The organism is Mucilaginibacter sp. RCC_168 (assembly GCF_041355315.1).
In the GTDB taxonomy this organism is placed as follows: Bacteria; Bacteroidota; Bacteroidia; order Sphingobacteriales; family Sphingobacteriaceae; genus Mucilaginibacter.
Genome location: NZ_JBFUPN010000021.1, coordinates 60342 through 72791 on the forward strand (window position 1 = coordinate 60342; position 12450 = coordinate 72791).

The 12450-nt window shown below is 41.6% G+C and carries 12 protein-coding genes; 4 read left to right on the plus strand and 8 right to left on the minus strand.

All coding sequences use genetic code 11. The features are described 5' to 3' along the window. Window positions 1-154: 154 nt before the first annotated feature. Together AB6735_RS19985 and AB6735_RS19990 are read right to left on the minus strand one after the other, a co-directional pair. On the minus strand, window positions 155-736 hold the full coding sequence (locus AB6735_RS19985; protein ID WP_370997797.1) for a nitroreductase: 582 nt from the start codon (window positions 734-736) through the stop codon (window positions 155-157). A 214-nt stretch (window positions 737-950) separates the two neighbouring features. Further along, window positions 951-3383 (minus strand): thiamine pyrophosphate-dependent enzyme, encoded by a 2433-nt coding sequence (locus AB6735_RS19990; RefSeq protein ID WP_370997798.1) that lies wholly within the window; start codon window positions 3381-3383, stop codon window positions 951-953. Window positions 3384-3541: 158 nt separating this feature from the next. On the opposite strand from AB6735_RS19990, the gene AB6735_RS19995 reads away from it, so the two are divergent. After that, window positions 3542-3940, plus strand: coding sequence for a DUF1573 domain-containing protein (locus tag AB6735_RS19995; protein ID WP_076370587.1), 399 nt, complete (start codon window positions 3542-3544; stop codon window positions 3938-3940). A gap of 122 nt (window positions 3941-4062) precedes the next feature. Beyond that, complete coding sequence (locus AB6735_RS20000; protein ID WP_370997800.1) at window positions 4063-5289, plus strand: pyridoxal phosphate-dependent aminotransferase; 1227 nt, start codon at window positions 4063-4065, stop codon at window positions 5287-5289. A 98-nt stretch (window positions 5290-5387) separates the two neighbouring features. On the opposite strand, the gene AB6735_RS20005 is transcribed toward AB6735_RS20000, so the two are convergent. Together AB6735_RS20005 and AB6735_RS20010 are read right to left on the minus strand one after the other, a co-directional pair. Further along, window positions 5388-5822, minus strand: coding sequence for a carboxymuconolactone decarboxylase family protein (locus tag AB6735_RS20005; RefSeq protein ID WP_370997801.1), 435 nt, complete (start codon window positions 5820-5822; stop codon window positions 5388-5390). Window positions 5823-5909: 87 nt separating this feature from the next. After that, a complete protein-coding gene (locus AB6735_RS20010; protein ID WP_370997803.1) occupies window positions 5910-7373 on the minus strand; it encodes a PLP-dependent aminotransferase family protein in 1464 nt (487 codons plus the stop codon). 77 nt (window positions 7374-7450) lie between these two features. On the opposite strand from AB6735_RS20010, the gene AB6735_RS20015 reads away from it, so the two are divergent. Together AB6735_RS20015 and AB6735_RS20020 are read left to right on the plus strand one after the other, a co-directional pair. Further along, window positions 7451-8092: an FMN-dependent NADH-azoreductase gene (locus tag AB6735_RS20015; RefSeq protein ID WP_370997805.1), complete on the plus strand. Its 642-nt coding sequence runs from the start codon at window positions 7451-7453 to the stop codon at window positions 8090-8092. A gap of 1 nt (window position 8093) precedes the next feature. After that, window positions 8094-9014, plus strand: coding sequence for a DMT family transporter (locus AB6735_RS20020; RefSeq protein WP_370997806.1), 921 nt, complete (start codon window positions 8094-8096; stop codon window positions 9012-9014). Window positions 9015-9063: 49 nt separating this feature from the next. Here the strand turns inward: AB6735_RS20020 and AB6735_RS20025 are convergent, their stop codons facing one another. The 4 genes from AB6735_RS20025 to AB6735_RS20040 form a co-directional block, all read right to left on the minus strand. Continuing rightward, on the minus strand, window positions 9064-9456 hold the full coding sequence (locus tag AB6735_RS20025; protein ID WP_370997808.1) for a nuclear transport factor 2 family protein: 393 nt from the start codon (window positions 9454-9456) through the stop codon (window positions 9064-9066). A gap of 70 nt (window positions 9457-9526) precedes the next feature. Further along, a complete protein-coding gene (locus tag AB6735_RS20030) occupies window positions 9527-10420 on the minus strand; it encodes an MBL fold metallo-hydrolase (RefSeq protein ID WP_370997809.1) in 894 nt (297 codons plus the stop codon). Window positions 10421-10503: 83 nt separating this feature from the next. Continuing rightward, window positions 10504-11085: a Crp/Fnr family transcriptional regulator gene (locus AB6735_RS20035; RefSeq protein WP_370997810.1), complete on the minus strand. Its 582-nt coding sequence runs from the start codon at window positions 11083-11085 to the stop codon at window positions 10504-10506. A gap of 305 nt (window positions 11086-11390) precedes the next feature. Then, entirely contained in the window at window positions 11391-12311 is a 921-nt protein-coding gene (locus AB6735_RS20040; RefSeq protein WP_370997812.1) for an NADP-dependent oxidoreductase, read from the minus strand. Window positions 12312-12450: the final 139 nt, after the last annotated feature.

Genomic DNA, 12450 nt, shown 5'->3' on the forward strand with positions numbered 1-12450 from the left:
AGGGCCCTCTGCGAGAGACCCTGCGAGGACTCTCATTTGTCATTTCGAAACGATAGTGAGAAATCTTCTACAGTAGACGTATCGCAGAAGATCTCTCCTCGTACCTCGTTCGAGATGACAGAGTGTTTGTTTAGTCGTAAAGATGGTTACTATCTTATTTAACCCAGTTGATCTTTTCTTCGAGCGGAGTGTTTCTTCTGCCTTCGGGGTATTGGTCGGCGTAGCCCAGGTATAGTACACCGATTACATTATCTTCTTCGCGCAGTTGCAAAAACTCCTTCATGCCGGGTTTTAGGATGGCCCCGCCCGTACTCCAGAATGAGGCCGCGTTTAGGGCTGTTGCTCCAAGCAATATGTTTTGAATAGCACTTGATACCGCCGCGATCTCTTCAAAGGGAGGTATTTTAGGCAGATCGCCACGTTTCATGGTTACAATGATCACGTGTGAAACCTTATCACCCTGATGTTGCAGGTTGTTATAAGTAAGCTCGTTAAAATCTTCCGCATTAACACCTTGTTTGTATATTTCGGCATGTTCACGGCAAAAATCGGCAGGGTTTTCATACACGATAAAGCGCCACGGTTCTGTATAACCATGAGTTGGCGCCCAATCGGCCAGTTCCAGCAAGGCAGCTACCTGCGCGTTAGGTATTTTTTGTCCGTTCATAGCAGCCGGCTTTACAGAACGGCGCGTTTTAATGATGTTTGATATAGTAGTGAATGTTGTAGAATCCATAATGTGTATGTAGAATAGAATGCCAGCAAACTTAAAGATTTAAGCGCAGAATTAAATGGAGAGGTGAAAAAAGCGTCATTGCGAGCGCAACGTGGCAATCCCCTACTTACAGAGCGGCTCTGCTTATCGGGGATTGCTTCGTACCCTCGCAATGACGCGGAGGGTAAATCGCGAATTCAACAACTCACTAATTCGCTAATCACTAAATCGCTAATTAAAAAATCGCCGGGTATTTAGCGGGATTAGCTTCGTTCATCATGGCGTAAACCGCTTCGATCACATCATCAACAGATGGTTTGCTGAAGTAATCGCCATCAGAACCATAAGGCGGGCGGTGTTCTTTAGCAGTTAACGTTCTGGGTTGTGCGTCAAGAGAATAGTAACCATTTTCGGTTTCTACTATCTTTTGAACAATATAAGCTGATGCCGCTCCGGGTACGTCTTCGTCGATAACTAATAATTTGCTGGTCTTTTTTAAAGAGGTACCACAAACATTATCGATATCAAAAGGGTACAGGGTTTGTGGATCAATAATTTCAATATGTATCCCCATTTTATCGAGCTCAACAGCAGCTTCCTGTACAATACGCAAGGTTGATCCGTAGGACACAACAGTGATGTCTCCCCCTTCTTTCAATATTTCGGCCTTACCTAACGGGATGGTAAATTCGCCCACATTTTCGGGAAGTTTTTCTTTCAGGCGGTATCCGTTCAGGCTTTCGATCACAATGGCTGGCTCATCCCCTCTTAACAGCGTATTATACAAGCCTGCGGCCTGTGTCATGTTACGGGGTACGCAAATATGGAAACCACGCATCGAATTCACGATCAATCCCATTGGCGATCCTGAATGCCAGATCCCTTCAAGCCTGTGGCCGCGCGTGCGGATGATTAGTGGCGCTTTTTGTCCGCCTTTGGTGCGATAGCTCAAACTGGCTATATCATCGCACAAAACGGTCATAGCGTAAATGAGGTAATCCAGGTATTGGATCTCGGCAATGGGGCGCAAACCCCTCATAGCAAGCCCCATGCCCTGCCCGATGATGGTAGTTTCTCGGATGCCGGTATCGGTAATACGCAGATCTCCGTATTTACTTTGCAAACCGGCAAAGCCCTGGTTAACATCGCCTATGGCGCCTACATCTTCGCCAAAGGCAACGATGCTTTTATCGCGCTCAAAGTTGGCATCAAAACAAGCATTCAAGATCTCGCGACCATCCAGCAAGCGTGCATCTTCGCTATAAGTAACCGGTACAACAGGCACATTTAAAGGAGATTGCGGTGTTTCTGAAAATAATTTAGAATCATAACGCTCTTTATTTTTGATGGTCTCTGCTTTTAGCCAATCCAATAATACCTGTCTTTCAGCAACGCTTTCGTGCACGGTAAGGCGGAGAGCTTTGCGTACAGAACCAACAGTATCTTTGCGGCCGGCATCATAGCTCGACCGCAGTTCGGCAGCGATGTTGTTGAGCTCCTCATTGGCAGACAATGTGTAGGCCAGGTTGTCAATTAAGCGTGCGGTTTCCTCAACTTCAACCTTAATAATATCACCCAGCTCGGCGGCCGCTTCACGCTGACATTCACGTACATATTTTTTGGCTTCGGTTTCCAGCGCCTCCAGTTCGGTTTCATTAGCAATAGCCGATGAGATCATCCACTCGCGCATTTTCAGCAGACAATCGTGCTCATCTTCCCAGGCCAGGCGCTCTTTTGATTTATAACGCTCATGCGAGCCTGAAGTGGAGTGCCCCTGCGGCTGTGTCATCTCTACCACGTGTATCAATACCGGTACATGCTGCTCACGGCATATATTAATGGCCCGTTCGTAAGTTTCGCAAAGGGCGATATAATCCCAACCCCTTACTTTAAATATTTCATAACCATTGGAGCCGTTTTCGCGCTGAAAGCCTTTCAGGATCTCAGAGATATCTTCTTTAGTAGTTTGCAGTTTTGCCGGTACGGAAATAGCGTAGGCATCATCCCAAACCGAAATGGCCATAGGCACCTGCAGCACGCCAGCGGCATTAAAGGTTTCAAAAAACAAACCTTCGGATGTGGAACCGTTGCCGATAGAGCCAAAGGCAACCTCGTTACCACCTACAGAAAACTGTTTCAGGTATTCCAGCTCTTTATTCTGGCGATATAGTTTGGAAGCGTAAGCCAAACCCAGCAAGCGGGGCATGTGACCGCCCGTAGTTGAAATGTCTGACGAGCAATTCATGGTTTCGGCCTGGTTAACCCAGCTGCCGTCGGCATTAACAAAACGGGTGGCATAATGACAGTTCATTTGCCTGCCGCCCGAGGCGGGATCCTTTTCAATATCAGGGTTGGCATAAAGCTGGGCAAAAAACTCCTTGAGGTTGCTCATACCGGTGGCAAACATAAAAGTTTGGTCGCGGTAATATCCAGCGCGCCAGTCGCCGGCGCGGAAAGCTTTGGCCATGGCCAACTGGGCAACTTCCTTACCATCGCCAAAAATGCCAAACTTGGCCTTACCCGTTAAAACCTCTCTCCTGCCTATTAAACTTGCCTGCCGACTTTCGTAACCAATACGATAATCGTCAATCACAATTTTTTTGAAATCATCAAAACTTAGTTCTGCAGTATTAAATTTACTGGTTGCACGTAAGGTAGATTCGGGCATATATAATTTCGTTTAGACGGTAAAATTATAAAATTCTATTCTGTATTTTGCATACTGACGATAAAACATGGAGTTTAACTAATAGTTTTTAATTTAGGTTAAACCTTATATATTTGTTTTACGTTAAACCTTATATATTTGTATTAATCAAACAACATATGAAACAGATACTAATGATTTGCGCAGTAGTTTTAGGTTTTGCCTTTACTGCATCGGCACAGGATAGCCAAAAAGCGGAGTTTAAATTCAATGAAGAAAAACACGACTTTGGCAAAATACCTCAGGGTACTCCTGTAACCACCGTTTTTGAATTTACCAACGTTGGTAAAGAGCCTCTTATTTTGACAGAAGTAAGACCAACCTGCGGTTGTACAATTGCCGATTACACCAAAACTCCTGTAAAAGGTGGTGAAAAAGGTACTATTAAAATCACTTACAATGCTGCTGCCGCCGCACCTTTCAACAAAACTATTGTTGTAAAATCAAACGCGGTTACACCAGAAAAGTATCTGAACATTATTGGTGAGGTTGTTGCCAAACCAGCGTCGAGCAAATAAAGCTAAGCCCTTGCTTAGCGAGGGATTATAAAACTTTATAAAAAAAAGACCCTTTCTCAAGGGTCTTTTTTCGTTTAGGAAAGTATGCAACAACAATACTTTCTTTTTTATTAATTTTGCACATGCCAAAAATATCTCAAAAAGGGCAGCGCATGCCCGCATCGCCTATACGTAAGCTAACACCTTATGCTGATAAAGCAAAGCTGGATGGTAAAAAAGTTTATCATCTGAACATTGGCCAGCCCGATATTGAAACTCCTGAAGGCATGCTGAATGCCATTAAAAATATTGACTTTAAGGTTTGGGCCTATACCCCATCCGAAGGCACACTCACCTACCGTAAAAAGCTTACAGAATATTATAACAAGCTGGGTTACAACATTACACCAGATAATATCATTGTAACCACCGGCGGTTCTGAAGCCATTACCATATCTATGATGGCATGCCTTGACCCTGGTGATGAAGTGATCATCCCGGAGCCTTTTTATGCCAATTATAATGGCTTTGCCAGCCAGAATGATATTGTGGTAAAACCGATACTTTCTTTTATTGATAACGGGTTTGCCCTGCCCCCTATCAGTGAGTTTGAAAAGCTGATAACCGATAAAACCAAGGCTATTATTATTTGTAACCCTAACAATCCTACGGGTTATTTATACTCCAAAGAAGAACTCGAAGCCTTAAAAGAACTGGCCCTAAAATATGATCTGTACTTGTTTTCGGACGAGGCATACCGGGAGTTTTGCTATGACGGCCGCACTTTTATTTCGCCCATGCACCTTGATGGACTGGACGAAAACGTAATCATAATGGATACGGTAAGTAAACGTTATAGTGCCTGTGGAGCCCGTTTGGGTTGCCTGATCACCAAAAACAAAGCTGTTTTAACTGCTGGTTTAAAATTTGCTCAGGCCCGCCTGAGCGCCGGTATGGTTGAACAGATTGCAGGTACCGCCGCGGTTGATACACCCGACAGCTACTTTGAAGCCGTAAATAAAGAATATACCAGCCGCCGGGATACGCTGGTAAGCGCATTGAACAAAATAGATGGCGTTTACTGCCCAAATCCGGGTGGTGCTTTTTATGTTGTAGCCAAACTACCCATTGATAATGCCGATAAATTTTGCCAATGGATGCTGGAAACCTTTAGCTATAATAACCAAACGGTGATGATGGCTCCTGCAACCGGCTTTTACAGCAGCCCAGGCGCAGGATATAACGAGGTACGCATGGCTTACGTTTTAAAAAACGAAGACCTGAAAAACGCAATGATCTGCCTGGAAGAAGCTTTAAAAGTTTACCCCGGCCGCGTGGTGAATAGTGAACAACTTGCCGAAAGCAGATAAAAAGATATATGCACAAAACAAGAAAACCCGACTATTAAGTCGGGTTTTCTTGTTTTAACTGAAAAGACGGCCTTCACAATCAATCTATAATACCAGCTTTATGCTGGTATCAGATTGGTGGTGATGCCGATTCTGTTCCATACATTAATGATAATAATGGCTAAGATCACTTGAGCCAGGTAAGTCTCATCCAATACTTTAGCCGCTTGCGCATAGGTTTCATCCTTTACATGATTGCTAATCAAAGTAACCTCCTCAGTCAACGCTAATATCGCCCGCTCTTCTTCAGAAAAAAACGGGGTATCGCGCCAGGCATTGAGGGCATAGATTCGCTGTTCTGTTTCGCCGGCTTTGCGGGCGTCTAAAGTGTGCATGTTGATACAAAAAGCACATCCGTTTATTTGGGAAGATCTGATTTTAATCAGGTCTTTATGCGTTCTTGTTAACGGTGTGCTTTCAATGAATTTTTCCAGCCCAAGTACGGCCTTGTATCCTTCAGGTGCTATTTTGTCAATTTTAATTCGTGTTTGCATTTCTTTAAGATTTATTTGATACAAAATTAGTCTAATAACATGCTTGTTAAATATGCCAGTTACCAGATAAAGGGTAGCCCAGTGAATTTAATAAACTATTTTTTTCAGGATCCCCAGCGCCTCCGTCATTTCCTTTTCATTTAATGAAGCAAATCCCATTCTTAGCGCATTGGTAACAAAAGATTCGTTCTTATAAAAACTTCCATTGCCGATATAAAGGCCTCTTTTTGAGGCATCCTCGGCCATTTTTATTAAATCGATCTGTTTATCAAAGCTTGTCCAAACCCCAAGCCCACCCTCCGGGATCTTGAATTCTATTCTATCATTAAAGTCGGATTGGAGTATATCACAGAACAAATTCCTGCGCTGCTTGTAAATTTTTAAGGATTTCCGAAAATGCCTTTCCATCTCCCCGTCATCAAACAGTACGGCGAATGCTTCTTCCAATAAGGTGTCGCCTTGTTTATCTATCAGTTGCCGTAATGAAGACGCGGCCCCTATAAATGCCGAAGACCCTGTCATAAACCCGATCCGCAAGGCCGGGGCAAAAGTTTTAGAGATGGAGCCTATATAAATTACATTATGATGATGGTCGATACTTGCCAATGGTAGATAGGGTTTATTATCGTAATGAAAATCAAAATCGTAATCGTCCTCAATGATCGCGAAACGGTATTCTTTGGCGAGGTTTAATAATTTTAACCTGCGCTCCATGCTCATAGTTACGGTTGTAGGAAAGTGGTGGTGAGGTATAATATATACCGCCTTTATTTTCTTATGCTGTAAAGTTTCCTCCAGAAAATCCACATCCATTCCGTTGTCATCAACCGGCATCCGCAACAAATTTGCACCTGAATGTCTGAAAGTATCATCCGCGGAACCGTAATTTGAAATTCCAACCGCTATGTTATCTCCGGAATTAAGCAACAGTTGCGCAGCTAAATAGATGCCCATCTGACTGCCCTTTGTAATGAGTATGTTTTCAGCAGCAACAACTAAACCCCTGCTATGGGAAAGATAGTTACAAATAGAAGTCCGAAGATGTTCTGATCCCATAGAACTGCCATATTTTAGAAAGTTTCTACCATGAAACCTCCTGGAAAGACTTCGGTATTCGCGCATGAGTACATCAACCGGGGCCATACGCACATCAGGAAAGCCATCATCAATAGCCAGAACAGTTTTTTGAAGATCATCACTCGGGGTCGCCTTTTCAAAATTATTTGTCCATATAAAAGCTTCCTTCGGACTATTGCTTTTACCAGTTTCAGGCAATAGCGTTTTGGAACGAATAGGCAATTTGGAGAGCACAAATACACCTTTACGTTCTATAGATTCTGCCCAACCCTGGCTAACGAGTTCTTCATAAGCCAGCTTTACCGTATTTCTGTTGATACCAATCAACTCTGCCAGTACCCGTGAACTTGGCAATATATCGGCGGGCTGTAGTGTTCCATTCGTGATCAATGCTATGAAGTTATTGCATACCTGGATATGTAACGCGACAGGGGCTTTTCGCTCAACCTGGATCAATGATTTGTAAGGCAACATCTGGGCTGTAGTTTTTATGAAAATTGGTATACAAATATAACCCAACGCGCCTATACTTTTGTATAAAAATTATCGAAATGAAAAAAGTATTGGTCATCAATTCAAGCGCAAGATCGCTTAAATCTCAAAGCAGAAAATTGACAGAAGTGTTTATAAACCATTGGAAAAACATCCATAACGATGCTGTTATCAATACCCGGGAATTAGGAAATACCGATGTACCTCATATCAACGAAGATTGGATCACTGCCGCTTTCACACCAGAAACAACAAGATCCGTAGCGCAAATGGAGACTTTAAAATTAAGTGATGCTTACATTACTGAACTACACGAAGCCGATGTTATTGTGCTTGGCTCGCCCATGTACAACTGGTCAATTCCCAGCGCGCTTAAAGCCTATATCGACCAGATTGTAAGAGTTAACGAAACTTTTACGTTTAACCGGGCCGATGTGCAGAACCCTTATACAGGATTACTTGAAAATAAAACGCTATTTCTTTTGCTTTCAAGAGGTGAACCAGGGTATGAAAAAGGAGATTATAACGAGCACATGGATTTCCAGAGCACATATTTAAAAACCGTATTTAATATTATAGGCATCAGCAACATTCATGTGATCACTGTTAGCGGATTATCATACGGTCCGGAGAAACTTAAAAGATCCATTGATACATCGCACCAGGATATAAGAAACCTGATAGAGAGGGAACTGGCCTAACATGAAAAACAATGTACTCAAAGGGAGCATCTTTATCGCGCTGGGAGCATCCAGTTACGGGATGCTGGCAACCTTTGTAAAAATGGCTTATCAAGAAGGATTCAGTACCGCCGAAGTAACCCTTTCGCAGTACTGTATTGGATTTGCAGGGCTGCTTATTTTAACCTTGTTCCGTAAACGCGAGACCGTGCCGGCAGCAAAAATATCAGGTATTAAAGGCCTATTTAAGCTAATTATCGCGGGAACATCTTTGGGGCTAACCAGCGTTTTTTACTACTTCTCGGTTCAGTACGTCCCGGTAAGTGTTGCCATTGTGTTGTTAATGCAAACGGTGTGGATGGGCGTTATCCTGGAAATGATCCTACATAAAAAACCACCCGGATTACGCAAGATCGCATCAGTTTTTATCATTTTAGCCGGGACGGTACTGGCTACCAATTTATATAAACAATCTGTTACTATTAACTGGACTGGCTTTGGCTGGGGACTCCTGGCCGCGCTTTGCTATACAGCCACCATGTATTCATCAAACCATATTGAACTTCATTCTCCTCCCTTAAAAAGAAGTCTTTATATGATCCTGGGCGGATTGATCATTATCGCATTTATTTTCCATACGTCTCTAAATCAGCATTTTTCATACGAAATTTTTCTGCGCTGGGGCCCTATCCTTTCCTTATTTGGCACCATCCTTCCGCCACTATTATTTACAAGAGGAATGCCACTTACAGGCATGGGACTGGGAGCCATTATTGCATCTATAGAAATACCGGTTTCTGTATTAATGGCAAACCTGCTGCTAAAAGAACCCGTGGGCTTGCTGCAATGGGTAGGCGTTACGCTTATTCTGCTTGCAGTGGTGTTGATGAATATTGGAAACGCTAAAAAGAATACCGGAATATATAACAACAAAACCCAATAACCATTGGGTTTTGTGTTTTCAAGCTATTATTAGGGTTTATAAAGAATATCTAATTTTTCATGGCGTCATTGACGGGTTGACTATCAACAAATTGTTCAAAACTCTTGATTTTTCCATCTTTCAATTTCCATACATGAGCAACTCTGGCTGCAAATGATTTACCGGTGATTTTGTAAGTCCCCGTATAAGTACCATATGCTACAACTTTATTGTCGCTCACAACATAGTCTTCTGGTGTAAATTTATAATCAATCCATTCGCTTCCCAAACGACTGAAAACATTTTTGGCGATGTTTTCCAGGCCGATGTAATTTCCTGCATAGGGGAAACCTTTGGCTTCGGTCCAGTTGATATCTTCGGCTACGTATTTAGCTAAATTTCTCCCATTTTCTTCTGAAGTTTTGCCTTCATAAGTGCTTTTTATAATTGCAAGATCTGTCATTTTATTTTTTATTTAAAAGAACAACCTGGCCCTGCAATAAACATTGCCAGATTGAACAAGATTAATGATTTTACCATTTCATTTCGCCAGTGTTTACTTTCGCACCTATTTGTAAGGCGATGTCAAAAGTAAGCGCAGGGTATTTTGATTTTAACGCAGCTATCAAGGCTCCCGAGGTTTTATTGGTTTTTAAAGCCTCTTCATAGAACTGAATATAGCTTTTCGTGTGCTTTACGGCGCTCTCATCAAATGGACTTGCAGAATTAGCATGTGCAGGAACCACAATTGCCGGGTGTAATGCTTCAATTTTGTCTAAAACACTGATCCACTCTTTGCGGGCTTCTGTTGTTTGTGCATCAGCCATCCAAAGATGGAAAGTGGTTCCAAAAATATTAATACCGCCTACAACTGCTTTTATAGAAGGTATCCAGATAAAAGTTTTAGATGGAAATTCCTCCAAGCCTACAATCTCTAATTTCTGCCCTTCCAGATCAATGCTGTTTCCTTTTAAAACCTGGGGCAGAATAACATTTGATGTAATATTTTTACCCAATTGTGCCCCCCATACATCTAATTTCTTTTGAGCCGTCGCTTTAATATGCTCTACAGTTGCCGGTGCTGCATAAACAGTAACTTCCGGAAAGTATTTTTTAAACACTTCCAATCCGAAGTAAAAATCCGGATCGCCATAAGAGACATAAATAGTGGTTAGTTTTTTATCGGAGTTTTTGATCTCCTGGGCTACTTTTTCGGCGTCTGCTAATGTAAATTGTGCGTCGATCAATACAGCATCTGTTTTTCCGGATATGATGACCGATGCCACTCCAAAACTATTTTCTGATGCATTGTAAACCTGAATTTTAAAATTGCTTGTTTCAATAGTTTTGAAACCTTGTGCCTGTACGTTCATACTGAATAAATTTAAGATGGTTAAGAATAATAAAGTTGAAATAATACGTTTCATGATTTTGCTGTTTAATAACAGCACAAAGATGCGATCATCTCATACTCAAAAACGTTGAACAAGTTCAATAAATGAGATCGGCATTATTTTTTACCGACTATCTTTTTCCTTATTTTACTTAAAAACTCGTGGCTAATTCCCAGGTAAGCCGCTATTTGAAGATTCGTGAGGCGGTTATAATGTGCTGGATATTTTTCAATGAAGTCAAGATAACGTTGGTCTGCAGTTTTGCTTAAATTGTCTATCATTCTTCTTTGCAAAGCAACATGCGTCTTTTGGGTCATTACTCTAAAGAGCTTTTCTATTTTGGGAATATTTGTATAAGCTCCCTCTTTATCTTTTTTTGAGATGAGCAATACTTCGCTGTCATCAAGGGCTTGTATAAAAAGCTGTGAAGGTTTTCCAGTGGTAAAACTATCAATATCTGTGATCCACCAATTTTCAACAGCAAAATAGAGTACTTGTTCAAAACCATTCTGATCAATATGATAAACTCGAAAAAGCCCTTTCACCACAAATCCTTCAAACTTGCAAACCTCGCCCTCACTCAATAAAAAGCTTTTCTTTTTTATGGTTATATTTTGAAACAGATCACAAAAAGCTTCCATTTCCGGGACTGAAAGGGATATATGTGTGTTTATATTCTGCTGGAGAAGGTTTGTCATTACGCTTGGTGGTATTGAATTTTCACTAAAGATCTGACATTGCTACTGCAAAGATTTAAAAACGTTAACATTCAGTACATTTCAAATGTACAAAAAGAGGTTAATGTTGAATATATAGAAATAAAAGCCTCCGGAAATTAATCCGAAGGCCTTGCTAAACATTATTGATTTGATATAAAAAATTTCAAGCAAAGCGCAGGTATTTAGGCACTTGCGAACGATTCAGAGAGATAGAGGGATTCGAGCCTTCGTCCAATTAACATATCATCAGGTAAGCTAAATCTTTAAATTAACAACAAGCTCTATTAACTTACCTGTAAGACCACTTTTCCATTAAGGCTCCCTGCCGTAACCAGGTCCTGTGCCTCAGCAGCAGCTTCAAGGCTCAGTACTTTGACTATCTGTGGAGTAATTTTATTTTCCTCGACCAACTTTTTACCGAATGCTAATTTCTCAAGCTTTGGCGCAGAATTGATGAACTCGGCAGAGATGCCATATTTTTCAGCTTCTTCATTTGAAGTAGGCATAACTATGCTAATTAATTTACCACCCTTTTTTACCACAGCGTATGATTTCCGCAGCGTTTCACCTCCTACTCCGTCTATAACCAGGTCAACATCATGCACTAATTTGCTAAAGTCTTGTGATTTATAGTCGATTGCTTCGTCGGCGCCTAATAATTTAATGAGATCCGCGCCCTTTGCCGATGCTGTGCCAATTACATAAGCACCCAATGCTTTGGCCATCTGAACCAGCGCGATACCGACAGCACCTGCAGCTCCATGCACCAATACTTTTTGACCCGCTTGCAGATTCGCGCTCTCTATCAGTACGCTATAGGCAGTATTCAGCGGAACAGCCAGTGCTGCAGCTTCATTAAGGCTAACATTATCCGGGATCAAAGAAATATTTTTTTCATCCATCACAATATATTCAGCATAGGTACCGCCAAATGTGGTGGCGAATACCTTATCTCCTTTTTTTAACCGGGTTACATTCTCGCCGGTCTCTTCTACCGTTCCGGAGAAATCAGTACCTGGAACAAAGGGAATTGGAATAGGTATAAATTGCTGCATTGCACCCGAGCGGATTTTCATATCAAAGGGATTAATAGTTGTAGCCGCTATTTTGATGAGCACCTGACCGGTTGCTGGTGCAGGTTTAGCTATGTTTTCTATTTTCAAAACGGATGAATCTCCGTACCCTGTCATTTGGATTGCTTTCATATTTTTTATAGTTAGTTATGTACAAATGTAACCGATTAGCATTCATGCCATATCTCTTACAGGTAAATAAAAACCAACCAAAATGCTTTTTAAATAATACAATATTTTTTGTCAGGTCTATCCGTTTTTGATACACAAC

Coding starts and splice junctions, on each gene's coding strand:
- AB6735_RS20040 (WP_370997812.1), bottom strand. CDS start 12,311: ATGAAAGCAATCCAAATGACAGGGTACGGAGATTCATCCGTTTTGAAA.
- AB6735_RS20000 (WP_370997800.1), top strand. CDS start 4,063: ATGCCAAAAATATCTCAAAAAGGGCAGCGCATGCCCGCATCGCCTATA.
- AB6735_RS20020 (WP_370997806.1), top strand. CDS start 8,094: ATGAAAAACAATGTACTCAAAGGGAGCATCTTTATCGCGCTGGGAGCA.
- AB6735_RS20005 (WP_370997801.1), bottom strand. CDS start 5,822: ATGCAAACACGAATTAAAATTGACAAAATAGCACCTGAAGGATACAAG.
- AB6735_RS20015 (WP_370997805.1), top strand. CDS start 7,451: ATGAAAAAAGTATTGGTCATCAATTCAAGCGCAAGATCGCTTAAATCT.
- AB6735_RS19990 (WP_370997798.1), bottom strand. CDS start 3,383: ATGCCCGAATCTACCTTACGTGCAACCAGTAAATTTAATACTGCAGAA.
- AB6735_RS20030 (WP_370997809.1), bottom strand. CDS start 10,420: ATGAAACGTATTATTTCAACTTTATTATTCTTAACCATCTTAAATTTA.
- AB6735_RS20035 (WP_370997810.1), bottom strand. CDS start 11,085: ATGACAAACCTTCTCCAGCAGAATATAAACACACATATATCCCTTTCA.
- AB6735_RS20025 (WP_370997808.1), bottom strand. CDS start 9,456: ATGACAGATCTTGCAATTATAAAAAGCACTTATGAAGGCAAAACTTCA.
- AB6735_RS20010 (WP_370997803.1), bottom strand. CDS start 7,373: ATGTTGCCTTACAAATCATTGATCCAGGTTGAGCGAAAAGCCCCTGTC.
- AB6735_RS19985 (WP_370997797.1), bottom strand. CDS start 736: ATGGATTCTACAACATTCACTACTATATCAAACATCATTAAAACGCGC.
- AB6735_RS19995 (WP_076370587.1), top strand. CDS start 3,542: ATGAAACAGATACTAATGATTTGCGCAGTAGTTTTAGGTTTTGCCTTT.